Annotated in this window: 15 protein-coding genes; 3 read left to right on the forward strand and 12 right to left on the reverse strand. The window is 71.9% G+C overall.

The genetic code is table 11. From position 1 onward, the window contains the following. Positions 1–84: 84 nt before the first annotated feature. Together AW274_RS07075 and AW274_RS07080 are read right to left on the reverse strand one after the other, a co-directional pair. Positions 85–729, reverse strand: a complete 645-nt coding sequence (locus AW274_RS07075; protein ID WP_062430288.1) for a response regulator — start codon at positions 727–729, stop codon at positions 85–87. After that, entirely contained in the window at positions 726–2,723 is a 1,998-nt protein-coding gene (locus tag AW274_RS07080) for a sensor histidine kinase (protein WP_062430289.1), read from the reverse strand. The genes AW274_RS07075 and AW274_RS07080 overlap by 4 nt, the downstream gene beginning before the upstream one ends. A gap of 149 nt (positions 2,724–2,872) precedes the next feature. Between AW274_RS07080 and AW274_RS07085 the strand changes: the two genes are divergently transcribed. Further along, complete coding sequence (locus AW274_RS07085) at positions 2,873–3,469, forward strand: hypothetical protein (RefSeq protein ID WP_062430290.1); 597 nt, start codon at positions 2,873–2,875, stop codon at positions 3,467–3,469. A gap of 33 nt (positions 3,470–3,502) precedes the next feature. On the opposite strand, the gene AW274_RS07090 is transcribed toward AW274_RS07085, so the two are convergent. Together AW274_RS07090 and AW274_RS07095 are read right to left on the reverse strand one after the other, a co-directional pair. After that, complete coding sequence (locus AW274_RS07090) at positions 3,503–6,688, reverse strand: glycosyl hydrolase family 95 catalytic domain-containing protein (protein ID WP_157519867.1); 3,186 nt, start codon at positions 6,686–6,688, stop codon at positions 3,503–3,505. Between the two features lie 168 nt (positions 6,689–6,856). Next, the gene (locus tag AW274_RS07095; protein WP_062430291.1) at positions 6,857–7,912 is read right to left on the reverse strand and encodes an NAD(P)/FAD-dependent oxidoreductase; all 1,056 of its coding nucleotides are present in this window, start codon (positions 7,910–7,912) and stop codon (positions 6,857–6,859) included. A 96-nt stretch (positions 7,913–8,008) separates the two neighbouring features. Here AW274_RS07095 and AW274_RS07100 point away from each other — a divergent pair, with 96 nt between their 5' ends. Beyond that, positions 8,009–8,893: an RNA polymerase sigma-70 factor gene (locus AW274_RS07100; RefSeq protein ID WP_232320025.1), complete on the forward strand. Its 885-nt coding sequence runs from the start codon at positions 8,009–8,011 to the stop codon at positions 8,891–8,893. Here AW274_RS07100 and AW274_RS07105 read toward each other — a convergent pair. The 4 genes from AW274_RS07105 to AW274_RS07120 all read right to left on the reverse strand — a co-directional run bounded on the left by AW274_RS07105 (position 8,835) and on the right by AW274_RS07120 (position 14,571). After that, entirely contained in the window at positions 8,835–10,097 is a 1,263-nt protein-coding gene (locus tag AW274_RS07105) for a glycosyltransferase family 4 protein (protein WP_232320026.1), read from the reverse strand. The genes AW274_RS07100 and AW274_RS07105 overlap by 59 nt on opposite strands. A 70-nt stretch (positions 10,098–10,167) precedes the next feature. Next, positions 10,168–11,469 (reverse strand): FAD/NAD(P)-binding protein, encoded by a 1,302-nt coding sequence (locus tag AW274_RS07110; RefSeq protein ID WP_062430292.1) that lies wholly within the window; start codon positions 11,467–11,469, stop codon positions 10,168–10,170. 19 nt (positions 11,470–11,488) lie between these two features. Further along, entirely contained in the window at positions 11,489–12,574 is a 1,086-nt protein-coding gene (locus tag AW274_RS07115; RefSeq protein ID WP_369408613.1) for an LLM class flavin-dependent oxidoreductase, read from the reverse strand. Then, a complete protein-coding gene (locus AW274_RS07120) occupies positions 12,538–14,571 on the reverse strand; it encodes an MMPL family transporter (protein WP_062430293.1) in 2,034 nt (677 codons plus the stop codon). The genes AW274_RS07115 and AW274_RS07120 overlap by 37 nt, the downstream gene beginning before the upstream one ends. Positions 14,572–14,662: 91 nt before the next feature. Between AW274_RS07120 and AW274_RS07125 the strand changes: the two genes are divergently transcribed. After that, entirely contained in the window at positions 14,663–15,262 is a 600-nt protein-coding gene (locus AW274_RS07125) for a TetR/AcrR family transcriptional regulator (protein WP_062430294.1), read from the forward strand. Here the strand turns inward: AW274_RS07125 and AW274_RS07130 are convergent. The 4 genes from AW274_RS07130 to AW274_RS07145 form a co-directional block, all read right to left on the reverse strand. Continuing rightward, positions 15,259–15,804 (reverse strand): CARDB domain-containing protein, encoded by a 546-nt coding sequence (locus tag AW274_RS07130; protein WP_157519869.1) that lies wholly within the window; start codon positions 15,802–15,804, stop codon positions 15,259–15,261. The genes AW274_RS07125 and AW274_RS07130 overlap by 4 nt on opposite strands. Positions 15,805–15,856: 52 nt before the next feature. Beyond that, positions 15,857–16,366, reverse strand: coding sequence for a hypothetical protein (locus AW274_RS07135; RefSeq protein ID WP_198169085.1), 510 nt, complete (start codon positions 16,364–16,366; stop codon positions 15,857–15,859). Between the two features lie 61 nt (positions 16,367–16,427). Then, the gene (locus tag AW274_RS07140) at positions 16,428–25,304 is read right to left on the reverse strand and encodes a DUF7927 domain-containing protein (RefSeq protein ID WP_157519871.1); all 8,877 of its coding nucleotides are present in this window, start codon (positions 25,302–25,304) and stop codon (positions 16,428–16,430) included. Beyond that, positions 25,297–26,154, reverse strand: a complete 858-nt coding sequence (locus AW274_RS07145) for a COG1361 family protein (protein WP_157519873.1) — start codon at positions 26,152–26,154, stop codon at positions 25,297–25,299. The genes AW274_RS07140 and AW274_RS07145 overlap by 8 nt, the downstream gene beginning before the upstream one ends. Positions 26,155–26,288: the final 134 nt, after the last annotated feature.

The raw sequence follows: 26,288 nt of genomic DNA on the forward strand, positions 1-26,288 counted from the left end.
CACTTCGCGATTTCCTGATTTCGCCGGCCAAACCCTGTGCGCAAAGTCACAGCGCTACCGCCGGCTATGCCAAGGATTCAAGGGCTAGCGGCCGAGGCCGGCGTCTCTTGCTCGGATGATGGCCTCGGCTCGGTCGGCGGCCTGGAGTTTGCCCATGACCGCGTACACGTGGTTGCGGACCGTCTTCTGCGACAGGAACAGGCGGGCGGCGATCTGGGCGTTCGACAGGCCCGCCGCGACCAGGTCGAGCACCTCCCGTTCCCGGGCAGTCAGGGTCGGGAACGTCTCGCCCGAGGTCGCCGGTGGGCGGGGGGCGAGGAAGTCGGCGATGCGGGCGGCGAGGACCGCGCCGAAGACCACGCCTCCCCCGGCCACCGTCGTGATGGCGCGGACGACCTCGTCGGGTTCGGCGCCTTTCAGCAGGTAGCCTCGGGCGCCGGCGCGGAGGGCGTCGAAGATGGTGCCGTCCTCCTCCGACATGGTCAGGACGACCACGCCGGTCTCGGGGCGGGCGGCGAGGATGCGGCGGGTGGCCTCGATGCCATCCATCTCGGGCATGGAGACGTCCATGACGATCACGTCGGGGTGCCGACCGGCCGCTTGGGCCACCGCCTCCGCGCCGTTCGCGGCGGTGCCCAGCACGTCGATCTCGTCGATGCTGCCGAGCAGGGCGGCGAAGCCCTCGCGGAAGACCGGGTGGTCGTCCACGACCAGGACGCTGATCGTCATACCGTCACCTCGTCGCGGGCCGGGAGGCTCGTCCACACCCGGGTTCCTCTCGGTTCACGTGGGCCTACCTGGCAGGTGCCGCCGAGTTCGGCGGCGCGTTCGCGCATCGACAGCAGGCCCACTCCGGTCGTCGCGGCCGCTCCCACGCCTACGCCGTCGTCGGTGATCTCCACGGCCAGGGCGCCGTCGGCGCGGGTCAGGGTCACCGTGCAGGTGGTGGCGTGGGCGTGGCGGCGGACGTTGGCGATCGCCTCGGCGGTGATGCGGTAGGCGGCCACCTCCACGGCGGCGGGCAGGCCGGTCAGGTCGCCATGCTCCTCGACGGTCATGGTCAGGTCGGGGGCCAGCTGGCGGATGGCTCCGACGAGGCCGACGTCGTCGAGCGCCGGGGGGCGCAGGCCGTGGACCAGGCGCCTGACCTCGGCCAGCAGGCCGGTGAGCTCCTGGCGGGCCTGGCCGAGGATCTGGTCGGCGTCGTCGCCGGAGCGGCGGGCGGTGATCCTGGCCATGTCGATGCGGGCGGCGACGGCCGCCAGGGTGGGGCCGAGGCCGTCGTGCAGTTCGCGGCGCAGGCGGCGGCGTTCGTCCTCCACGGCCGACACGATGCGTTCCCGGCCGCGTTGCAGCTCTTCGGCCAGGTGGACGGCTCGCGCCGCCGCCGCGGCCTGGCGGATGACGTCGGCGAGCAGCTTCTCGTCGCCCGAGGTGGGGCGGGTGACCCGGGCGGGCAGCACCAGGCGGCCGATGCGTTCGCCCCGGTAGGCGATGGGCAGCGCCCGGGTCTCCGTCGGGCGTTCGCCGTCTTCGACCAGGAGCGCGTCGGTGATCTCCACGCCGACGTACGACGTCCGGAACGCCTTCCTGACCGTGCGGGCCAGCGTGAGGAGCTGCGCCTCGGAGTCGTCGGTCGCCTCCAGCCGTTCGGCCAGGCCGGAGACCACGTGGTAGGGGTCGTCGCGGTCGCCGACGACCCAGCGGCGGACCAGCCGCCACAACCGGTGGCGCAGTTGCGCGTAGGCGATGGCGACCGCGAACACCGCGATGACCAGGCGTTCGCCGTCGTTCAGGCGGGAGCCGAGGAACTGCCCGGCGCTGCCCAGCACGACCAGGTCGAGCACGAAGGTCAGGGCCAGCAGGAGGGCGTACACGACGGTCCCGCCGAGCAGGCGGTCGACGTCGACGAGGTCGGGCCGGACGACGCCGACCGTGACCGCCGCGGCGGTGAGCACGACGCCGGCCAGGAGGCCGATGGCCGTCCACGAGCCGGGCAGCAGCCGGAACGTCAGCATGACCATGAGGTCGACGACGCCCGCCCAGACCAGCCAGCGCAGCCGCATCCGGTCGAGCCCGGTCGAGCGGCGATACCGCCGGACGACCAGGGCGAACGGCGCGACCAGGCTGAGCGGCACCGACAGCTGGGCTGCCCGCAGCACGACGGTCCAGACCTCGTCGGGCAGCGGCAGGTAGAGCAGGTCGAGATCGACCCCCTGAAGGGCGGCCGGCAGGGGGCCCGGTTCCGAGGTCGCCTGGGCGATGCGCGACGGCGCGGCGATCAACGCCAGCGGGAGCAGGCTGGTCAGGCCCAGGCTGACCAGCGAGACCGCCCGCCAGCGGCCCGCCGGCAGGCTTCCATCGGGGAACAGCAGCAGGAGCAGCGGCAACAGCAGCAGCAGGCCCGCGCCGAAGCGCTGGTAGATCAGGAAGGCGGCCGAGTCGCCCGGCAGCCCTTCGAGCGTCGAGTAGGCCAGCCACGACGACGCCAGCCCGTCGAGCGCCCACCACGCGCCGAACACCGACATCAGCCGGCCGAGGGCGTGCCGCGGGAACCTGCCCAGCACGACCAGGCCGGCCGCCGCCAGCGCGATCCCGGCCAGCGCGTCGAACGCGCCCGGTTGGAGGACCAGTTCGGCACGGTGGGCCGCCGGGACCCGTACATCGATGAGGGCCGCGGCGGGCAGGGCGGCCACCGCGACCGCGAAGAGCACCTTCCGCATCCGAAAAGCATGCCTTAGCTGGTCAGGGAAGTCCCTAGGACTCGTGTCCCATTTGTGCTGAGCAGCGGAACGGGACGCCGCGCCCTGACGGGCCGGGCCGTGCGGTCCGGAGGATCGTCCTCGTTGCCGACGAACGAAGGACCGAGACGATGACCCTCACCATCACCCCCGCCGAGACCGACACCACCACCCGCAGACTGGCCCTGGGCCTGTCGTCGGGCGCGCTGATCTGGTCGGCCGCCAGCCTCGTCTACGGGTTCCAGCCGACCACCGAGCTGGGCTGGAAGCTGACCGACCTGGGCGGGCTGGCCTTCCAGTTCGGCCTGATGTGCCTGCTCGCCCTCATGATCCGCACCCGGGCGACCGGGACCTCCAAGGTGGCTAGGGCCATGCTCCAGGTCGAGCGGGTGCTGCTCGTGCCGGCCATGGTCTGGAGCCTGCTGCACGCCCTGCTGCCCGGCCAGCGCGACGCCGATTGGCTGGCGATCCTGGACGTCTTCTGGCCGCTGTCGATGCTCGGCATGTTCGTGATCGGGATCAAGGTCGCCGCCGCCGGGCGGTGGCGCGGCCTGGCCCGCGTCTGGCCGGTGGTGGCCGAGAGCTGGGCCGTGGTGACGATCCCGGCCATGGGCGTCCTCGGCCCGGAGGTCGGCAACGTCGTCGGCGCGGGCCACCTGCTGGTCGGCTACGCCACGCTCGGCCTGATCGTCGCCTTCCGGCCGGAACTGGTCCGTCCCGGGAAGTGAGAAGGGCGCCCCGTGAAGGGGCGCCCTTCCGCGTCAGGAGACCGTGAACGAGTCCACGTCGAACAGGGAGCCCGCCCCTCCCGTGAAGACCAGGTAGAGCGGCCCGGAGGCCGAGCCGGTCAGCGTCGTGGACACCGTCACGTGGGTGTCCCAGCCGCCGGTCGGCGCGACCGCCACCGAGCCGAGCAGGGTCCCGGTCTGCGACCCCGACCTGACCTGGATGGTCCCGCCGGCCCCGGCCGACGACACCCGGGCGCTGAAGTTGCGCAGGCCCGAGGTGTTGACGCCCGAGTAGGCCGCCCAGTCGCCGTTGTCGATGTAGCCGACCGAGTAGCCGCCCTGGGCGCTCGGGTGGTCGGCCTGCTGCACGCCGCTCATCGAGGTCCAGGCCTCACCCTGCACGGTCACCGGCTGCGGGCCGCTGCCGGTGGTCGACACGGTGATGGTGTCGACGTCGAGCAGGCTGCCCGACCCGCCGGAGAAGGTCAGGTAGAGCGGGCCGGAACCCGATCCGGTCAGCGTCGTGCTCACCGTCGTGAACGTGTCCCAGCTCCCGGTCGGCGCGACCGCCACCGTGCCGAGCACGGTCCCGGTCTGCGAACCGGCCCTGATCGTGATGGTGCCGCCGGGGCCGCCCGAGGAGACCCGGGCGCTGAAGGTGCGCAGGCCGGCCGTGCTGACCTGCGAGTAGGCCGCCCAGTCGCCGTTGTCGATGTAGCCGACGGTCTGGCCGCCGCTGGCGGTGGCGTGCCCGGCGGGCTGCACGCCCGACTGCGACGTGAACGCCTCGCCCTCGACGGTCTGGCTGGTGCCGCCGCCGGTGGTGGTGAAACTGATCGTGTACGTCTTCCCGGCGGTCGTGTTCCAGCTCAGCGTGTCGCCGGTCCGGGTGGCGGTGACGGTCGCGCCGGTCTCGTCCTTGACCGAGTAGGTCCCCGTGGCGGCCGCGGTGCGGACCTTGATCGGGGCGGTCCGGGCGGTCTTCAGGATGATCGTCTCGGCCGCGCCCGACTTCCACGTCGTGTCGACGGTGACGTCGCCGCGCGCCTTGAGGCCGGTCACCGAGCCGTTCGCCCAGGCGGCGGGCAGGGCGGGCAGCACGTGCACGGTGTCGTGCTGGCTCTGCACGAGCATCTCGGCGACGCCCGAGGTCGCGCCGAAGTTGCCGTCGATCTGGAACGGCGGGTGGGTGTCCCACAGGTTGTCGAGGGTGGACGACTTCAGCTGCTCCGACAGGAGCTTGTGGGCGCGGGTGCCGTCGAGCAGGCGCGCCCAGAAGTTGATCTTCCACGCCTTCGACCAGCCGGTGCCGCCGTCGCCGCGCGCGTTCAGCGAGACGCGGGCCGCGCCGGCCTCCGCCGTGCCCGGGAGGATCTGGTTGCCCGGGTGCAGCGCGAACAGGTGGGACACGTGGCGGTGGGTGTCGGTCTGGGAGTCCCAGTCGGTCTTCCACTCCTGGAGCTGGCCCCAGCGGCCGATGCGCAGGCCCGGGTCGAGCCGCGACAACGCGGTGGTCAGCTCGTTCTGCAGCGAGGTGTCGACGCCCAGGGTGCGGGCGGCGGCCAGCGCGTTGGTGAAGACCTCGCGCACGATCTGCTGCGACATCGACGCGCCCGCCGAGAAGTCGCCGTTCTCCGGGGAGTACGACGGCGAGACCACCAGGCGGTTGTCGCGCGGGTCGACGTGCAGGAAGTCGAGCCAGAACTCGGCCGCGCCCTTGATCGCCGGGTAGGCGGTGTTGCGCAGGTAGTTGACGTCGCCGTTGAAGCGGTAGCTGTCGTAGAGGTGCTGGGTGGTCCAGGCGGCGGCCTCGGGGAACCAGAACGACTGCGGGTAGTTGTGCACGCCGGTGAAGCCGTAGGGGTTGGTCTCGTTGTTGACGACCCAGCCGCGGGCGCCGTACATGTTCTGGGCGGTGACCCGGCCGGGGGCGACCATCGAGTTCACGTAGCGGTCGTAGGGGCGGGTGGTCTCGCGGAGGTTGGTCTGCTCGGCCGGCCAGTAGTTCATCTGCAGGTTGATGTTGACGTGGTAGTCGGCGTCCCAGGGCGGGTTCACCACGTTGTTCCACACGCCCTGCAGGTTGGCGGGCAGGATGTCGTTCTCCCGCGAGGACGAGATGAGCAGGTAGCGGCCGTAGGCGAAGAACATCGCCTCCAGCGCCCGGTCCTGCGCCGACGAGCCGCCGGTGTAGTTGGCGCGCAGCGTGTTGGTCGGCACGGTCGGGTTGCTCTGGCCGATGTTCAGCTTCACCCGGTCGAACAGGTTCTTGTAGTCGGCCAGGTGGGCGGCCTTCAGGTCGTCCCAGCTCTTGGCGGCGGCGGTCGTCACCCGCGAGGTGACCCCGGAGGCCGGGTCGGCGCCCCGGTAGGTCGGGTAGACGTCGGAGTAGCTGGTGCCGGCCGACAACACCAGCAGCACGCTGTTGGCGCCGGTGACGGTGACCCGGTCGCCGGCGTCGGTGCGGGTGCCGCCCTGGTTGACGACCTGGACCTGGGCCTCGAACTTCAGCCCGTTGTTGGCCAGCGCGCCCTTGATGGTCAATCGCCCGTTGGCGGCGGTGACCGTCTTGTCGCTGCGCGGCGAGGTGTGCCGCAGCGTGAACGACACCCGGCCGGTCTGGCTGGCCGAGATGCGGGCCACGATCACGTTGCCGGGGTTGCTGGCGAAGTACTCGCGGGTGTACTCGACGCCGCCGGCCGTGTAGCCCACCCGGGCGATGGCCTCGCGCAGGCTCAGCTCGCGGCGGTATTCGCTGGTGCTGGTCGGCGGGTTGGCGAAGTCGAGGAACAGGTCGCCGAAGGTCTGATATGAGCCGAAGTTCGTCTTGCCCTGGCCGAGAGCGTTGGCCACGGTCTGCGGAGTGATCCGGCCCTGCTGGTCGATCTGCGACTGGATGTTGTCGATGGCGCCGGGACGGGCGGACGTCCAGTTGCCGTGGTTGTAGCCGCCCTGCGCGCCGGGCCCGCCGGTCCACAGGGTCTTCTCGTTGAACTGGATCTGCTCGGAGGCGACGCCGCCGAACAACTTGGCGCCCAGCGGGCCGTTGCCGATCGGAAGTGCCTGGGTCTCCCAGTTGGTGGCCGGGGAGTTGTACCAGAGGGTCAGGTCGTCGGTGGGCGGCAGGGCCAGCGCGGACGCCTGCGTCTGGGTGATCGCGGTCATACCGGCCACCATGGCGAACACCGCCAATCCGGCGATGCACAATCTTCGGCGCACGGGGGGTCCTCCGGTCAGGTGAGGGGGGTAGTCAAGGAAATAGCACCGAAATACCCGTGAAACAAGGGCTGGCATCCGATGTTTCCGTGCCGACGACCCCCCAAAACCCTTCTCCGACCCCTCCAGACGATCAACAGGTCGGATGTATTTCGAGTAGTTGGGATGACCTCACATGCCCACGCCCATCCGCACCCCGAGCTTGATCCCCCGCAGCACCGTCTCCTTGGCCAGCACGGCCGGGCCGCTGCCGAAGAACGCCCGAGCCGGGCTGTCGTCGGCGTGCGAGACCTGGAGCAGCGCGTCCTTGCGGCCGAGGCTGATGCAGATGCCCTGGTAGCGGAACTCGTGCGGCCGCAGCGGGCGGCCCTCGATCAGGCGGATGAGGTTGTCGGCCGCGCGGGCCCCCTGCGGGATCGCGGTCTGGCAGGCGAACCGCGCCCCGGGCACGGCCGCGCAGTCGCCGGCGGCGAAGATCCGGGGGTCGTCGACGCTGCGCAGATGGTCGTCGACGGCGATCCGGCCCTCCTCGTTCACGGTGAAGCCGCTGCGCGCGGCGAGGTCGCCGACGCCCGACACGATCGCCCAGAGGGTCAGGCCCGACTCCAGCTCCCGGCCCGAGCCGACCCGGACGAACCCGTCGCCCGCCGCCGTGAGGGTGTCCTCGACGACCTCCACCTTCAGCCCGGCCAGCGCGGCGAGCAGCCGCCGCCGCGCCTTGGGCCCGAACGCCTCCCCGATCCGCGCGCCGACCAGCCTGACCCGCAGGTCGGGCCGGGCCGCCGCGACCTCCGAGGCCGTCTCCAGCCCGGTCGGGCCGCCGCCGACGACGGTCACCCACGCCCCGGGGCCGAGCGCGGCGAGCCGGGCCCGCCCCTCCTGGGCCCCCTCCCACGTGCCGACCGCGACGGTGCCCGGCATCGGCGTGACCGTGCTGCCGACGGCGAGCACGGCGTGGTCGAAGCCGAGCGCGTCGCCGTCGTCGAGCATGACGACCCCGTCGCCGATCTTCTCCACGGCCGCGACCCGGACCGCGACGCCCTCGCGCATCATCGACGTGAGGGGGGTGACGTCGCGGCCGGTGCCCGACAACGTCTGGTGCAGCCGGGGCCGCTCCACGAAGTGGCCGCGCGGGTTGACCACCGTGATCTCGGCTTCGGTCTTCCTGGCCAGCCGGTTGGCCGCGTAGGTGCCCGCGTATCCGGCTCCGATCACCACGATCTGCATCGCCGTCTCCTTGTCTGGTTGCGTCAGACATGGAGATGCTCCGGAGCACTTCCTTGTGACATGTCACAGGAAGAGGGGTTCCGGCGTCTGATGGATATGACCGATCCCGCCACGGAGACCTTCGTCGCCCACCGCACCCTGCTCTTCACCGTCGCCTACGAGCTGCTGGGCTCGGCCGCCGACGCCGAGGACGTCGTCCAGGAGACGTGGCTGAAGTGGACCGGCGTGGACCTCTCGGAGGTTCGCGACCAGCGCGCCTACCTGGTCACCATCGCCACCCGGCAGGCGCTGGGGCGGCTGCGCGTGCTGGGCCGCCGCAAGGAGACCTACTTCGGCCCGTGGTTGCCCGAACCCCTGCTGACCTCCCCCGACGTCGCCGACGACGTCGAGCTGGCCGACAGCCTGTCGACGGCGATGCTGCTGGTCATGGAGACCCTGACCCCGACCGAGCGGGCCGTCTTCGTCCTGCGCGAGGTCTTCGCCTTCGAGTACGCCGAGGTCGCCGAGGCCGTCGGCAAGACCCAGGCGGCGGTCCGGCAGATCGCCCACCGAGCCCGGGGCCACGTGGCCGCGCGCCGCCCCCGGGGCGCCCCCTCCCAGCAGGAGACCAGGGACGCGATGGCCGCCTTCCGGCAGGCGATCGAGACCGGGAACCCGCAGGGGCTGCTCGACCTGCTGGCTCCCGACGTGGTGCTGCTGGCCGACGGCGGCGGCCGGATCCAGGCCATGCACCGGCCTCTTGTGGGCGCCGAGAAGATGATCCGCTTCTACGAGGGCATCCTGCGCGCCTTCGGCGCGGTCATGACGCTGGAGCCGACCGAGGCCAACGGCTGCCCGGCCTTCCTCGCCTACCTCGACGGCGTCCTCGACGGGCTGATGTCCATGCGCGTCGAGGACGGCCTGATCACCGAGGTCTACTACGTCAGGAACCCGGAGAAGTTGTCCCGCCTGACCGAGGAGACGCCGCTGAGCACGCGGTGAGCAGGTCCTCCCACTGGGGCCCGATGGCGGCCATGTCGTAGTCCTTGGCCGTGACCAGGCCGTTCTCGGCCAGCCGGGTGCGCAGGTCGGGGTCGACGATGAGGCGGCCGATGGCGTCGGCCATGGCGTGGATCTTGCCGGCCGGGACCAGCAGGCCGTTCTGGCCGTCGTCGATGATCTCGGCCGGGCCCGTCGGGCAGTCGTAGGCGACGACCGGGACGCCGACGCTCATGGCCTCCAGGATGGTCATCGGCATGCCCTCTCGGCGGCTGCTGAGCACGTTGATCGACGCCTCCGCCAGCACCGCGCCCACGTCGGTGGCCGGGCCCATGAGGCGTATGCAGCCGGTCAGCTCCTTCTTCTCGATCGACTCCTGGAGCTTGTCGTGGCGGGCCCCCGAGCCGTAGATGCGCAGTTCCCACTCGGGGTGGGCGCGGTGGACGTGGGCCCAGGCGCGAATCAGCAGGTCGTAGCCCTTGACGTGGGCGAGCCGCCCGATGGCCACCACGACCGGCGCAGTGCGGTGCGCCGACGCGCCGGTCAGCTTCGGCACCGCGTTCGGGATGCGCACCAGGTGGGCCGGGCGCTTCTTCAGCGCCTTGCGGTACGACCGCAGGTCGGTCTCGGTGAGCGTGGCCACGGCGGTCAGGCGGCCGTAGCGGCGGACGATCTGCTTCGTGGTCTCCTCGCCGTGCGAGGGGAGGTTGGCGTGCTCCTGGCCGATGGTGATCACCTCGGGTCCGGCGAACCGGGCGATCAGCAGGTTGAGGGCCGGCCGGGTGCCGATCAGGACGCCGCCGCGCCGGCTGCGGATGTAACGCGCCAGGGCGAGGTCGGTCTTCAGGGTGAACCAGTGGGCGGCGGCCTCGTCGGGCGGCGTCAGGCGGCTGCGGAAACGGTTGAGCAGTCCTTTTCTGCCGTTCACCCGATCGTCGAGATAGGTGATCCGCACGCCGGGCGGCGGTTCGAAGAAGAAATCCGGCAGTTCCCGGACGACGCTGACGATCTCGACGTCATGCCGTTCGGCCAGGTGGGCGGCCAGGTTGAAGACCGTTCTGATGGTGCCGCCCAGACCGTACGCGTGGAGCAGGAGAATGCGGATCTCGCGTGTGTCGGGTGGTGGAGCTTTTCTGGCCCGGCGCTGATCGCGTTTCTCCAGGAGTCGGATGACCGCCCGTCGTAAAGCTCCCGAAATCGGCAACATTTTCCCCTTTTTGAAATGTGTCATTTCCCCGCTATTAAGACGCGGTGAACACACAATTCGCTTATGTGATCTAGATCACACTTGGCCACCGCGCGATCGTGTCGATGACGTGAGGGGCGAGGGCGGCCGCCTGGTCGCGGATCTCGGGCACGGCCGTGGTCTCGTAGCGGCTGCCGCGCAGCACCGGGCCGAGGGTGACGAGCCGGTCGTCGGCCCGGCCGGTGACGTCGACGAGACGGCCGCGCGCGTCGGCGTCGACGCCGAGCCCCAGCCGGTCGGCGCGTACCAGGCCGTCGGCCATGAGCCGGGTCAGCAGCGGGTCGCGGGCGCAGACCGAGCCGGGCCCGGTCGCGTTGACCACCCAGGAGACGCGCAGGTCGCGGTCCTTCAGGTGGACGGTCACCCCGTCGGCGCGGGCCGTGACCCCGTCGACGCAGCCGCTGAGCAGCCTCAGCCGGCCGGCGGCCCGCAGGCCGTCGATCTTCGCGGCGGTGACGGGCGGGATCCGGTGCCGGTGGATCTCCCAGTGGCGCGCCGCCAGCGCGAGGAACCGGCGCTGCTCCCGCAGCGGCAGCCGCGCCCACAACTCGGGCACCCGGGGCCGCAGCCCGTCGACCACGCCGCGCCAGTCGTCGTGGGAGGCCGCCTCGCGCACCGCGCGGAAGAGCACCCGCAGGGTCAGCGGCCCGTCGGGCAGCACGACCGGCCGGGGCGTCACCGGCCCTTCCCGGTGTACGCGCGGCAGCAGCCCGTGCCGCGACACCGCGTAGACGGTCCGGCCCGGCGCGCGGCTGAGCGTGACGGCCATGTCGACCATCGTCAGCCCGGTCCCGACGACCAGGACGTCGCCGTCGGCGACCTCGCCGAGCGCGCCCGCCGCCCACGGGTCGTTGGTACATCGTTCGCCGGGCAGCCGCAGCCCCGGCGCGGCGTTCCCGGTGGCCAGCACGATCGCGTCGGCGTCGTAGCCCCTCCCGTCGGCCAGCGCCACCCGGTAGGGCCGCCGCGAGACCGTCACGACCTCGCCGGTGACCCGCTCGACGGTGCGCTCGGGCCCGTCCTGGGCACGTTCCAGGACGTCGCGCAGATAGTGGCCGTAGGTCTGCCGGGGCAGGTAGGCGCAGTCGGGGGCGCCGGCCCAGCGGACGAAGTCGTGCGGGTCGTGCTGGAGCGCGCTCATCTTCACCGCGGCGGCGTTGAGGAGATGGGCGGGATCGGTGGTGGAGTAGGCCTGACCGAGACCGTGGCGGGCGTACCGGTCGATCAGCACGACGTGCAGGGGCAGGCGGCGGGCTCGCGCGTTGTGCAGCAGGTGGACGGCGGCCAGGGTGCCACTGGCCCCACCGCCCACGACCACGATGACGGGAGTCATGCCCCCAGGATAAGCAACTTTACCTACCTCTTTTATAGGCAATCTGGTGTTCACGGAGCGACGGCAGCACGTCACGTCCCAGCCGGGCCACGTTCTCCAAGGTCCTGCGGTGGTCTCCCGCGCCTTCGACCAGCAGGATCACGCGGGTGAGGCCGGTCGTCCTGATGGTCTCGCCCAGGACCCGGACGCAGTGCTCCGGCGACCCCACCGGATGGATGCGGCACAGCAGGTCGACATAGGCGTCGACGTCGCGGGCGGGGCGCGGGCGGCCGTCGATCGGGACGTATCCGGCCAGGCCGGGCCGCAGCCATCGGGGCATCGCACTCCTGAGCTCGGCCACGGCCTTGTCGGTCGTGTCGCCGACGAACCCGACGGCGGCCCCGACGTGACCGACCGGCGCCGATTCCGCCACGGCTCCCCTGTGCTCGGGCGGCGGGGGCGTCGCCCGGCTCTGATAGCGGGCGAGCATCGCGGCCTTCTCGGCGTCGCCGATGTGCATGCCCAGCAGCATCGGCAGGCCGCGCGCGGCGGCCAGGTCGGCGGTCTCGGCCGAGGTGCAGGCGACGATCGGGCGCAGGCCCGGCGGCGAGGGCGTGACGGGCACCTCGCGGAAGCGGAAGAACTCCCCGTCAGCCGAGACCTTCTCGCTGGTCAGCGCCGCGCGGAGCAGGTCGAGGGACTCGGCGAAGCCGCGTTCGTACCGGGGCAGGCCGGTGCCGAAGACCTCCAGGTCGACCCAGGGCCCGCCGCGGCCCACGCCGAGTTCGAAGCGGCCGCCCGAGGTGTGGTGCAGGATCGCGGCCTCCTCGGCGAGGGCGACCGGATGGCGGGCCGACAACACGCTGACGGCGGTGCCGACGTGGATCCGCGACGTGCGGCCGAGGGCGACGCCGGCCAGCGTGACGGGTGAGGGGATCACCCCGTAGGACATGAAGTGGTGTTCGGCCAGCCAGGCGTCGTCGAAGCCGGCCCGCTCGGCGGCGACGACGGTCTCGACGGTGTTCCGCAGCACCTCGCCCGAGGTCTGGCCGGGGAACAGCGCGCCGACCAGGAAGATCCCGATGCGGATCAGCGGCGTCTCCTTGTCAGTAGTCGCGGGGCCCACCAGTTCGCCTGCCCGGCCAGCGCCATCGCGGCGGGCAGCAGCACCCCTCTGATGATCGTCGCGTCGACCACGACCGCGAGGGCCATGCCCACGCCGAGCATCTGGAGGAAGACGACGCCGGAGGCGGCGTACACGGCGAAGGAGGCCGCCAGGATCGCGGCCGCCGCGGTGACCAGCGGCGCGCTCCGCGCGATTCCGTTCGGTACAGAGCTCACGACGTCACCGGTGCGGTCGTACTCCTCCTTGATCCGGGAGAGCAGGAAGACCTCGTAGTCCATGGACAGGGCGTAGGCGACGCAGAACATCAGGATCGGGATGCTGGGCTCGATGCTGCCCGTTCTGTCCTGGAAGAGGAAGACCAGCGCGCCGAACATGACCGACAGGCTCAGCAGGTTCAGCACCGCCGCCTTCAGCGGGGCCACCACGCTGCCGCTCATGACGAACAGCACCACGCAGGTGACCAGCACGATCAGCCCGGCGACCAGCGGCAGGCGGCCGACGACGCCGTCGCGGTAGTCGGCCAGCTCGGCTGGATATCCGCCGACGACGACCCCGACCGGCGCGGGCAGGGCCCTGATGTCCGCGACCAGGTCGAGCCGGGCTTCGGAGGCCACGACCACCAGCCGGCTCGCGTCTCCGGCGGTGAAACGCACGCCCGACGGGGCCTCGACCGGCCGACCGGCGGTGAACGACCCGGCGGCCGAATCGACCCGCGCGACGCCCGCGATCCGGGAGAGCTCCGCCGCGTAGGCGGCCGGCAGGGTCCCGGCGGGCGCGACGACCTGGACGGCGTCCGCCTCCTCCACCGGGAAACCGGCCCTGACCTGGTCGTACAGGACACGCGCCGGAGCCGTGGCGGGCAGCACGCGGTCGTCGGGGAGGCCGAACCTGATGCCGAGGAACGGCGAGCCGAGCAGCAGCACGAGCGCCAGCGCGGCCCCGCCCAGCAGCAGCGGGCGGCGCATGACCCGGGTGGCCACCTCGCCCCAGAAGACCGGAGCGGGGGCCGGGCGCCGCCGGGTCACCCGGTGGCCCAGCAGCCGCAGGGCCGAGGGCAGCAGCACGGTCGCGCTCGGCACGGCGGCGGCGACGACCGCGAGGCCGGCGTACCCGAAAGAGCGGAGGAACGGGAACGGGAACGCGAGCAGGACCGCGAGCGCGGCGGCGACGGTGACGCCGCTGAACACGACGGTCCGCCCGGCGGTCCGCACGGTCCGGGCGACCGCCTCGGCGACCTGCGCGCCCCGGCCGAGCTCCTCGCGGAACCGGAAGACGACGAACAGGCCGTAGTCGACGCCCAGGCCGACGCCCATGACGAGGGCGAGGTTGGCGGCGAACGTGGAGACGTCGGTGAACAGCGTCACCACGCGGATCAGCGCCAGCGATCCGGCCACGGCGGCGACGCCGACGGCGAGGGTGACCAGCGCGGCGGCGAAGCGGCGGTAGACCAGCCAGAGCAGCAGCAGGACCATCGGCAGCACGACCAGCTCGGCGCGCAGGAAGTCGGTGCGGGCCTGCTCCATGACCTGCCGGAACACCTCGTCGCCGCCGCCGACCTCGACCCTGACCAGCGGGCCGTCGCGGGTGAACGCGGGCGTGAGCACCGGCAGGAGGGTCCGCCGGACCGTGTCGGCGTCGCCCGGCACCCAGGCGAGCACGAGCGCCTGGCGGCCGTCCTGGCTGCGCAGGGTCGCTGAACCGCGGGTCCAGTACGACCAGGCGTCGCCCGTCCGCCCGGCCAGTTCACGGGTGATCTCCCGGCCCGCCGAGGCGACGGCGGGGTCGTCGACGGTGCCCTGCTTGGCGGTGACGAGGAGGGCGAGGTTGGGGCTGCCGGTGCCGAACCGGTCGGCGAGCACCTCCTTGGCCCGCATCGACTCCGAGCCGGGGGCCTCGAAGCGGTTGAGGGACAGGGCGTTGAGCGTTCCGGCGGCCACGGCCCCGGCGGCGAGCGTGATCAGGAGGCCCACCACGAGCACCCAGCTGGCTCCGCGCACGACGAATCGATCCCCTTGGTAGGATTTTTGCGAGCAATCGCTCGCGTTTGAACAATACGAGCGGTCGCTCGCATTTTCAAGGGAGATCGTGATGGAGCGACGCCGGCAGGCGCGCGGTGAGCGGCGGATGGCTGAGATCCTCGACGCGGCGGCCGACGCCTTCGCCGAACTGGGCTACGAGAAGGCGTCGACCAACGCCATCGCCGCGCGGGCCGGGATCTCGCCCGGCTCGCTCTACCAGTTCTTCCCGGGCAAGGAGGCGGTGGCCCGCGCGCTGGCCGACCGGTTCGTGGCCGACATGGCGTCCGCCCACGCGGCGGCGTTCGGTGAGGCCGACGTCGCGGCCATGGACCTCGGCGAGCTGCTCGACCGGGTCGTCGACCCGCTGGTGGCGTTCAACCTGGCCAACCCGGGGTTCAAGGCCCTGTTCGCCCGGCCCGACATGCCCTCGGCGCTGGCCGAGTCGTCGCAGCCGATCCAGGCGGCCATGCTCGGGCAGGTCGAGGCGATCCTCGGCGCGCGGGTGCCGGGCCTCGCCCCCGCCGACCGGGCACGCAGCGCGCGGGTGCTGGTCCGGATCTTCCAGGCCATGACGCCGCTGGTCACAGCCGCGCCGGACGAGGAGCGCCCGGCCGAGATCGCCGAGCTCAAGAAGGTGCTGGGGGGATATCTGACCTCGCTCGGCGGCTAGCGGGCGCCCGCCCGGCGCCGCCACACGAGCACGAGCAGCACGAGCAGCAGGGCCGCGCCCGCCCCCCACGCCACCGGCACCGACGACCTCTGGGTCTTCATCGCCACCGGAGCCGGGGCGGTCACCGGGGCCGAGTCGGTCGCGCACACCAGCGGCCGCGCCGCACCCGCGCGGGCCGCGCACGACACCACCGCCAGGCGCTTCAGGCCGGGTGCCAGCCGCTTCACGTCCATGGTCACGCTGAACGTCACGGTCTCGCCGGCCCGCAGCGGGTGCGTCCAGCGCACCCGGCCGCCGGCCGCCTTGCCCGACGGCGACGACGAGACCAGCGTCAGGCCGGGGTCGACGGTCTGGCTGATGTCGAGGGACTTGGCGTCGGCGGCGCCGGTGTTGGTCACCGTCGTCGTGTACGTCAGCCGCTGCCCCTGCTGGACCGCGTCACTGCCGCCTTCGACCGCGATGGTGAGTTGCGGCGTCTTCGGTTCGATTTGCGCGGCGGGTGTCGCGAACAACACCAGGGCCGCCATTCCGCTGAAAATCACGTGCTCCTCCGAAGGACCGGCGGACGGATATTCCGCCGGCCATTCTCCGGCATTAGAGCGTGGTGGCGATGTAATTCAGCGTGCCCGTGTAGGTGTCGGGGCGGACGAACGGAATGGTGATGCGGTAGTTGTTCGCGATAATGTCGCCCGTGGGCGCCGAGGCCGACGCCTTGGTGTCGACCACGACCGGCGTTCCCGGGTTCAGCGGGGCGAAGGTGCCCGCCTGGGCCGGGCCGCTCACCTCGAGCAGCGACGCCGGGATGACGTCGGTGCTGCCGGCGATCGAGGGCAGCAGGTTGGGCGTCGTCGGCTGCACCGTGACGGTGTAACCGGCGAAGTTGTTCGTGGTCACGCGCATGGTCACCGGCGACGCGGTGGTCACGACCGCGCCCGGCGCACCGGTCAGCGTGAACGACGGGGTCAGCTCGGTGAGCGTGATCTCATCGGTCACCACGACGATCGCCTCGGTGTTGCCGGTGGCCGTGTCGGCCGCCGCGGGCGCGACGTGCAGCAGGCCCGCCAGGCAGGCGAAAGCCGCGCACGCGATTCTGATGTCAGGCATTTGTGCCATCCCTTTCGATTAACCTCGACGCCATGATCACCGCGATTTCCCGTAGTTAAACTCACGATGTGCTGGCAATGTAGTCGAGGGTCACCGAATAGTTGCCGCTCGGGACAAAAGGAATATCGACCTCATAATCATTCGACAGCGAATCCCCGATTTGCGCCGACGGCCCCGGCTGCTGATGCACCACGATCGGCGTCGTCGTCGACAGCGGCTCGAAGCCGGCGGTCTCGGGCGAGCGCACCTTGAGCGCGGAGATCGGGATCGAGGCCCCGGTCACCGGCGAGGTCAGCGCGGGCGCCGACGAGCGTACGGTCACCGTGTAGCCGGTCGGGCTGTTGGTGATGACGTTCATCGTCACGATGTCGTCGCCGCGCTGGGTGGTGTCAGGTGGGCCCGTCAGGGTGAAGCTCCTGGTCAGGTCGGCCACGGCGATGCTCTGGGCGATCACGGCGATGCTCGTCGAGCAGCGCTGGTCGGCCGAGCCCACCGCGCAGTTGGAGCCCCGCGTCGGCGAGGTGATCGTGGTGGTCAGGGTGCCGTCCCCGGCGGCCGGGTCGATGCGCACCGAGTAGGTGACGGTCGCGCTCGCGCCCTCCGCCAGGTCGCCCGTCCAGATCAGCTCGTCGTCGATGGGCGACACCGAACCCGAGGAGGCCCAGGCGTCGCCGCCGTAGATGGCCGTGCCGATCGGGTCGGTGAAGGTCGCCCCTGCGTACGGCGTCTGCCCCGTGTTGGCGACCGTCACGGTGTAGTGCACGATGCCGCCGGCCACGATGCTCGCCACGTCGGCGTGCTTGGTGATCGTGAGCTGGGGCGTCAGCACCCGTACGGTCGTCGAGCACGACGGGCCGCCCGGGCAGGTCGCGCCCCTCGTCGGCGACACCACCTCCTGGACCAGCCGGCCGTCGCCGGGGTCGGGGTCCTTGATCCGCACCGAGAAGGTGACCACGGCGACGGCGCCGACGGCCAGGTCGCCCGTCCACGACAACTGCGGCTCGGCGTAGGCCACCGTGCCCGAGGTCGCAATGGCGTCGCCGTCGTAGACCGCGTCGCCGAGCAGGCCGACCAGCGAGGTGCTCCAGGTCGCGCCCTGGTAGGGCGCCTCGCCGGTGTTCGCGGCGGTGATCGTGTACGTCACGACGTCGCCCGGGGTCGCGGTCTGCCGGTCGGCGACCGTGGTCAGGGTCAGCTCCGGGATGAGGACGGTGACCTCGGTCGTGCAGACCTGGCAGTCGAGGCCCGGGGTCGTCGAGGTGAGCTCGCTCGTGAGCGTGCCGCCGTCGCCGCCCGGGTCGATCACCGTGATCGAGGCGGTCGCGGTGACCGACTCGCCCGGGGCCAGCGTGCCGTTCCAGGTGACCGAGCCGTCGAGGTTGAAGGTCAGGGTGCCGCTGCTGACCGTGGCGTCGTTGTTGTACTGGGCGTTGGCCAGCGCGCCCGCCAGCGACAGGGTGAAGTCGGCGGGCGAGAAGGTGGTCCGGCCGGTGTTGGTCGCGGTCGCGGTGTAGCGGACGACGTCTCCCGGCATCGCCACCGTCCGGTCGGTGGCGGTGACGACGGTGAACACCGCCACCGGCACGTCGGTCTCGCAGCGCGGATCGGCGCCGCAGTTGCTTCCCACCGTCGGCGAGGTGATCCGGCTCGACAACATCCGGTCGCCCGGGTCGGGGTTCCGTACCGTGACCGAGTAGGTGACGGTCGCCGACTGGCCGGGGGTCAGCGCGCCCGTCCAGCCGATGTCACCCGCCGAGAAGCCGACCGTGCCCCTCGTGGCGCTGCCGTCGCCGTTGTAGACGGCGTCGTCGAGCACCCCCGCCAGCGCGTCGGTGAACGTGGCCACCGGGTAACTGGTCTGCCCGGAGTTGGTGACCGTGACCGTGTAGGTCACCGTCCCGCCGGGCGCCGTCGAGGCCGGGCTCGCCGTCTTCACGATGGTCAGCGCCGGGGTGAGCACCTGGACGTTGCTCGTGCACGCCCCGCACGACAGCCCTTCGGCGTCCGACGTCACCGTGTTCGCCATGATCTTGTCGCCCGGGTCGGGCGACCGCACGGTCATCGTGTACGTCACCGTCGCCGACGCCCCGACCGCGAGTGAGCCGGTCCAGGTCAGCGTCGAGTCGGCGAAGACGACCGAACCGGCCGTGGCGGCGGCGTCCCCGCCGTAGACGGCGTCGTCGAGCACGCCCGCCAGCGGGTCGGTGACACTGATCCCCGTGTAGGGCGTCTCGCCGGTGTTCGCGATCGTGATCGTGTACGCCACCACATCGCCCGGCTCGACCGTCGCGCGGTCGGCCGTCTTGGCGATGGTCAGCTGCGGCACCAGCACGGGGATGTCGACCGCGCACGCCGGGTCCGTGCCGCCCACCGGGCAGGTAGACCCCGGCGCGGCCGACACCAGCCGGGTCGCGATCCGCCGGTTCCCGGTCGGCGGCGCGTTCGCCGTGAACGGCGAGGCCACCGTGACGCTGCCGCCGACGGGGATGTCACCCGTCCAGACCAGGTCGAGACCCTCGACCGACAACGTGCCCGAGGTGAGCGTCGTCTCGCCGGTCGGCGTGGCGTCGTCGACGAGGTCGCCGACCGGGATCGCCACCCGGATCCCGTAGTAGGGCGTCTGCCCGGTGTTCGTGAACACGGCGGTGAGCTCCACCGTCTGCCCCGGCTTGACGCTGCCGGCGCTCGACGACGCGGTGATCGACAGCTCCGACACGGTGACCGTGGCCGAGCAGCGCGGGTCGGTCCCGCCCGCCGGGCAGTTGCCGCCCGGTGACGGGGAGACGAGCGTGCCGGTGAGCAGGTCATCGCCCGAGCCTCCCGCCGGGTCGACCGTCACCGAGTAGCTGACGGTCACCGTGCCCCCGGCGGGCACGTTGCCGCTCCAGGTCACGTTCGGCGCGGTGAAGGCGGCCGATCCCGACGTCGCGGCCAGGTCGCCGTTGTACGACGCGTCGTCCAGCACCCCCGCCAGCGGGTCGGTGAAGGCCGCCCCCACGTAGGTCGTGGCGGCGGAGTTGGCCACGGTGATCGTGTACGTCACGACCCCGCCCCGCACCACCGAGGCCGGGTCGGCCGTCTTGGTGAAGGTCAGGTCGGTCGCGTCGGTGACCACCACGGTGACCGCGCACGGCGTGTCGGCCGATCCCGCCGGGCAGTTCGTGCCCTTGGCGGCCGAGGTGGTCACCGCGGTCAGCCGCTTGTCGCCCAGGTCGGGGTTGTTCACCACGGCCGTGAAGGTGATCGTCGTACTGGCGCCGACGGCGAGGTCGCCCGTCCAGGTGAGGTTCGGCGCGGTGTAGGCCACCGAGCCCGACGTGGCGACGGCGTCGCCGCCGTACGCGGCGTCGTCGAGCAGGCCCGACAGGTCGGTGAGCGCCGTGGTGCCCGTGTAGGGCGTCTGGCCGCTGTTGGTGATCGTCGTGGTGAAGGTGACGGTGTCGCCAGGGACGGCGGTCTGCCGGTCGGCCGAGGTCGCCATGGTCAGCGCCGGCGTCAGCACGACCACCCGCGACACGCAGGCCGACACGCACGTGCTGCCCGGCGCGGCCGAGGTGACCGCGTTGATGAGCTGCTTGTCGCCCGGATCGGGATCGCGCACGGTCACGCTGTAGGTGACGACCGCGGCGGCCCCGACGGCGAGGTCGCCCGTCCAGGTCAGCTGCGGCGTGGCGAAGGCGGCCGTGCCCGAGGTGGCCGCTGCGTCGTTGTTGTAGACGGCGTCGTCGAGCACACCGCTCAGGTCGTCGGTCACGGTGACGCCCGTGTAGGGCGTCTGGCCGGTGTTGGTGATCGTCGTCGTGTAGTGGACGACGCCGCCGGGTTCCTGGGTGGCGGTGTCGGGCGTGGTGGTGATGGTCAGGGCCGGGATCAGCACGTCGACGCGGGCGGTGCAGGCCGGGTCGCCCCCGCCGGTCGGGCAGGAGCTGCCCGGCGCGTCGGAGACCAGCGTGCCCCGGATGATCTTGTTGCCGGTGTCGGGGTTCTTCACGGTCAGCGTGCCGGTGACGGTCACCGTGCCGCCGACGGGGATGTCGCCCGTCCAGTTGATGCCGGTCGGGCCCAGGACCAGGTTGCCCGAGGTGGCGACCTGGTCGCCGTTCGGGGTGGCGTCGTCGATCACGTCGGCGCTGGACGCCGACACGGTGAGGCCCGTGTAGGGCGTCTGGCCGGTGTTGGCGAACGTCGCGCTCAGGTGGATGACCGAACCCGGGGTGGTGCTCGTCTCGGTGAAGCCCTGGCTCAGGGCGAGCCGCGACAGCCGGACCGTCGACGAGCAGCCGGTCGCGCAGGTCGACCCCGCGACGGTCGAGACGACCGTGCCGGTGATCAGCCCGTCGCCGGGGTCGGGGTTGCGTACCGTCGCCGAGTAGGTGATCGTCGCGGTCGCGCCGACGGCGAGGTTGCCCGTCCAGGTCAGGTTCGGGGCGGTGTACGCCACCGTGCCGGTGCTCGCGACGGCGTCGCCGTTGTAGACGGCGTCGTCGAGGAGCTGGGCCAGCTGGTCGGTCAGGCTCGCGCCGGTGTAGGGCGTCTGGCCGGTGTTCTGCGCGGTGATCGTGTAGTTGATCACGTCGCCCTGGGCGGCGCTGCTCCGGTCGGCCTGCCGGGTGATCGTCAATCCCGGGACCAGCACGTTCACCACGGTGGTGCAGTTCGGGTTCGACGACCCCTGCGGGCAGGTGCTGCCCAGCGTCGGCGACACGACCGCGTTGTACATGAGCCGGTCGCCCGGGTCGGGGTTCTTCACGGTCACCGTGTACGTCACCGTCACCGACGCCCCCACCGCGAGGTCGCCCGTCCACGACAACACCGGCGCGTTGTAGGCGACCGTGCCGGAGGTGGCCGAGGCGTCGCCGTTGTAGACGGCGTCGGTGAGCACGCCCGTCAGCGAGTCGGTGAAGGTAGCGCCCTGGTAGGGCGTCTGACCGGTGTTGGTCGCGGTGATCGTGTAGGTGACCGTGCCGCCGGGTGTGGTGGTCGGCGATCCGGCGGTCTTGGTCAGGGTGAGCCTGGGTTGCAGGATCGGTACGGAGGTCGTACACGACACGCAGTTCAGGCCGGCCGTCGTCGAGGTGACGTTGCTGGTCAGCGTGCCCGAGGCGGGGTTGTTGACGGTGACCGAGGCGGTCGCGGTCACCGACTGGCCGGGCGCGAGCGGGCCGGTCCAGGTGATGGTCCCGTTCGGGTTCAGCGTCAGGTTGCCCGAGGTGGCGGTGGCGTCGTTGGCGTAGGTCGCGTCGCCCGCCAGCGCCAGCGTGAAGTTGGCCGCCGGGTAGGTCGTCTGCCCGGTGTTGGTGGCGGTGACCGTGTAGCGCACCACCCCGGTGGGCGTCGTGCTCGACACGTCGGTGGCGGTGGTGATCGTCAGCCTCGGCACCAGCGTCGTGACGCTGACCGTGCACGGGCAGTTGTTCCCCGGGCTGGCCGAGGTCACCGTGTTGGTCAGCGCGCGGTCGCCCGGGTCGGGGTCGCGGACCGTCACCGAGTAGGTGATGGTGGCCGACGCGCCCGCGGACAGGTTGCCCGACCACGACAACGTCGGAGCACCGTAGGTCACGGTGCCCGAGGTCGCCGTCGCGTCGTTGTTGTACGTCGCGTCGTCGAGCACTCCTGCGAGCGCGTCGGAGAACGTGGCCGGGGAGTACGCCGTCTTCCCGGTGTTGGTGACCGTGACCGTGTAGGTCACGGTGGCCCCCGGCGTGGGGTTAGCGGTGTCGGCGGTCTTGCCGATGGTCAGCGCCTGGAGCGTGACCGTCGACCGGCAGCGGCTGTCGGAGCTCGACGCGGGGCAGTTGGTGCCCGAGGTCGGCGAGACGACCGTGTCGGTCAGGATCCCGTTGCCGCCGGTCCGCACGGTCACCGAGTAGGTGATCGTCGCGGTCGCCCCGGCGGGCAGGTTGCCGGTCCAGTTCACGGTCTGCCCGGTCAGCGAGGCGCTGCCCAGCGAGGCGGCGAGGTCGCCGTTGTAGGTGGCGTCGTCGAGCACGTCGGCCAGCGGGTCGCTCAGGGTGACCCCGGTGAAGGCCGACGGGCCGGTGTTCGCCACGGTGATCGTGTACGAGAGCGTCGACCCCGGCGTCGCCGCCGACTGGTTGGCCGTCTTGGTGATGACGAGCGGCCCCGCCCCGACGTTGATCGTCGCCGACCTGGTGTCGCTCTGCCCGTTGGCGTCGGTGACCTTCACCGCGAAGGCGTAGGCGCCCTGCGTGGTCGGGGTGCCCGAGATCAGGCCGGTCGTGGTGTTCAGCGTCAGCCCCGGCGGCAGCGCCCCCGACGCGAGCGAGTAGGTGTAGGGCGCGGTGCCGCCCGACACCGACAGCGGCAGGTTGTAGGCCACCGCCACCTGCGCGGCCGGCGGCGCGGGAATGGTCAGCACGGGGGCCGCCGCGATCGTCACGGTCGCCGCCCGGGTGTCGCTCTGCCCGCTCGCGTCGACGATCCGGACGGTGAAGTTGTAGGTGCCGGCCGTCGTCGGGGTGCCCGACAACAAGCCGGTCGACGGGTTGAGCGTCACCCCCGGCGGCAGCGACCCGGCGCTGATCGACCAGGTGGTCGGCGCGGTGCCGCCCGTCATCGTCAGCGGCACGTTGTAGGCCACGTTCACCTGCCCGCCCGGTGGCGGCCCGAAGGTGAGCTGCGGGTTGGCGTTCGGCGTCACGGTCGCCGACGGCGTCGACGGCAGGCCGGGCCCGGCGGCGTTCACCGCCGTCACCGTGAAGGTGTACGCCGCCCCCGCCGTCAGCCCGGTGACGGTCTGCGTCGTCGCCGTGGACGAGTAGGAGATCGGCGTCTGCGCCACCCCGTTGAGATAGGGCGTCACGACGTAGCCGGTGATCGCGCTGCCGCCGTTCGAGGCCGGCGGCGACCAGGTCAGCGTGGCCGACAGGTCGCCGGCCGTCGCCGCGGTGATCGTCGGCCGCCCCGGCACGGTGTAGGGCACCACCGCGTTCGACTGCGGGCTGGCCGTGCCGGTCCCGATGGCGTTCACCGCCGCGACGGTGAAGGTGTAGGAGGCCCCGGCCGTCAGCCCGGTCAGCGTCTGGGTCGTCGCGGTCGAGGGGTAGGACACCGGCGTCTGCGCGACGCCGTTCAGGTAGGGCGTGACGACGTAGCCTGTGATCGGGCTGCCGTTCGCGGCCGGAGCCGTCCAGGTCACGGTGGCGCTGGTCGCGCCCGCCGTCGCGGTCGGCGCGGCGGCCGTGCCCGGGGCCGAGGTGTAGGTGTAGGCGGCCGATCCGGCCACGCCCTGGGTCACCACCGTCACGGTCACGGCGGCGGCGGAGGAGCGCGCGGGCATCGGCGAGATCGTCAGCGTGCCGTTGGCGTTCGCGGTGAAGCAGTTCGTGGTGATCGCGCTGGAGCACGGCAGCAGCACGACCGGCGTGCCCGCCTGCTGTTCGGCCGTGGTGCCGATCTCGATGGCGGTCGCGCCGGTCAGGTTCGAGCCGCTGACGATCACGCTCCCGCCGCCCGCGATGGTGCCGCTGGTCGACGACAACGTGATGCCTGATGGCGCCGCCGGGATGGTGCCCGCCGTGGTGGTCGTCGCGATGCCCGGGTTGCCGTCGTTGGAGGAGACCGTCACCGTCGACCCGTTCTGCACGGTCGACGGTGTCACCGAACTCCCGGTGACGATGCCGACGACGGTGATCGTCGGCAGGTTGGTGCCGGTGGCGAAGGGGGTGTTGGAGTTCGTACAGGTGATCTTCTGCCCTGATGGGGCCCCGCAGACCCAGCCGGTGCCGAACGCGCCCACCGGCACCACCCCGGCGGGCAGCGTCTCGGTCACCGAGATCGGCTGCGTCTCGTTCGCGCCCGACGTCGACACGACCGGCCTGACCGTGTACGTCACCGGGTCGCCCGGCTTCGGCGACGAGCCGTTGTAGCTCGTCTGCGTCACGGTCAGGTCGGGCACCGGGTTGAGGCTGTTGACCACGACGTTGTCGATCTCGTGGAAGTCGGTGACGCCGCCGGTCGAGGCGACCCAGCCGAACGCGAGCTGCCGGGGGATGCCGGCCGCCGTCGTCCACGTGGACGACGGGTAGAGGCCCGACGACACGGAGGGCAGCGGGCCCGTCAGCGTGCGGGGGGCGCCGCCGACCGGGGTGAACTGGACCGCGTAGCTGTTCGCCGGGACCGCGAGCCCGGCGGCGGTGCTCAGCGTGCTCCCCGTCGGGTTGATGCCGATCGCGACCGGGACCACCGAGGCCGCCCGCGTGGTGCCGCGCAGCCGCAGGGCCGGCGAGCTCGTCGTGGTGGCCGTGCTGTTGATCGCGCAGTAGCCGGCGGTGCCCGCGCCCGGCCCGCGCACCACGACCTGGCCCGGGACGAGCCCGGAGGTCGAGATGTACGCCGGGTTCGTGCAGCCGCTGCCCTGGTAGGAGGAGTTGCTGAAGTTGCCGTAGGCGTCGAACCCGAAGCCCAGATAGGCGTTGGCGAGCCCGGCCCCGGACGAGAACGGCGAGTACCCCAGCGAGCCGCCGGGCCGTCCGATGTTGGCGGGCGGCACCGGGCTGGCCGGGTCGACGGCCGCGGCGACGAACGCCACGCCGTCGGCCCCGCCGCCGCCGTACTGGTACATGTTGAACGTCACGTCGAGGCCCTGCGAGGTCGGCACCGCGGTCGCGCCGAAGATGCCGCCCTGCTGGGTGGTGACCGCGCTGGTCAGCCGCAGCACCCCCGACCCGTTCAGGTCGGTCGAGGTGAGGCAGCTCTTCAGCCCGGTCCCGACCAGGTTCCCGGCGGCCGACAGGCAGGCGGCGTTGGTCCCGGTCGAGCCGGCCGGCAGCGCCGGGATCGTCACCGGGTAGGCGGGGTCGATCGTGTTGTTCTTGAACGTCTGCACGAAGAGCGTCGACCCGGCGGCGTGCGACACCGACGCGGGGACGTGCACGGCCGAGGCGACGAGGGCGACGGCGAGGAACCGCTTAAACACGGCTGCCACTCCCCGCCAGCTCACGCGCGGCCGACTCGACCCGGCGCCGGTACCGGTGCCGGACGACCACCCAGACCAGCGCGCCGCCCATCACGAGGGCGAGCAGGACGACCAGCAGGTGCAGCGGGAAGACGACCACCTGCACCGTCCGGCTGTTGCCGCCGGGGACCGCCACGGTCACGTCGCAGAAGCAGACGAGCGGGGCGTCCCAGGAGGCCGCGACCTCTCGGGTGGCCCCGCGCACGACGGTGAAGTCGGGGAGCAGCAGCTCCGACCCGCCGGCCAGCACCTTGAGGCGGCCGGGCCCCCGGAAGTCCCGGTGCACGGTGCCGGTGCTGCGGATCCGCGCGGTGATCGGCACCGGCCCGCCGAGCACGAACCCGGGCGCCCGCAGGTCGGCGATCTCCGCCGACCGGTCGATCGCGCCGGGCACGGTGACGAACACCGGCGCGGCGATGCCCCGGTTGATGCGGATGTTCGCGTTGGTCTTGGCCGCCGGGACCTTGAAGATCACCGCGAACTGGTGGTCGCCGGGTTCCGGGGTCTCCGGCACGGTCACGCGCAGCGTCACCGGCCGGGTCTCCCCCGGCGGCACCGTCAGCTGGACCGGTTCGACCGAGGCCCAGTCCGCCGCCGCGTAGGGGGCGCCGGGCTGGAAGCGCATCGCCCCCGACTCACCGGCGACGAAGTCGGACTTCTCGACGGTGACCTGGAACGCCTCCCGGCCCTTGTTGCTCACCTCGAACCGGTGCTCGGAGGTGCCCGATGGAACGACCAGCCGGGTCGGCGTGACCTGCATCGAGAAGGCGGGCTCCGGTTCGGCCGCCCGAACCGGTGTGCCTTGGGTCAAGAAAAGACACAACACGACGAGGAATCCCGCCGTGCCGCCCCGAAACGAATTGACCATCCGCAATGCCCCCCATAGCGATCAATTCGAGAAGGTAGTCAATCGACCGCCAAGAGGACTGCTCAAGATCGTCCGTG

Origin of the sequence: Herbidospora daliensis (genome assembly GCF_001570585.1) — a bacterium.
In the GTDB taxonomy this organism is placed as follows: Bacteria; Actinomycetota; Actinomycetes; order Streptosporangiales; family Streptosporangiaceae; genus Herbidospora; species Herbidospora daliensis.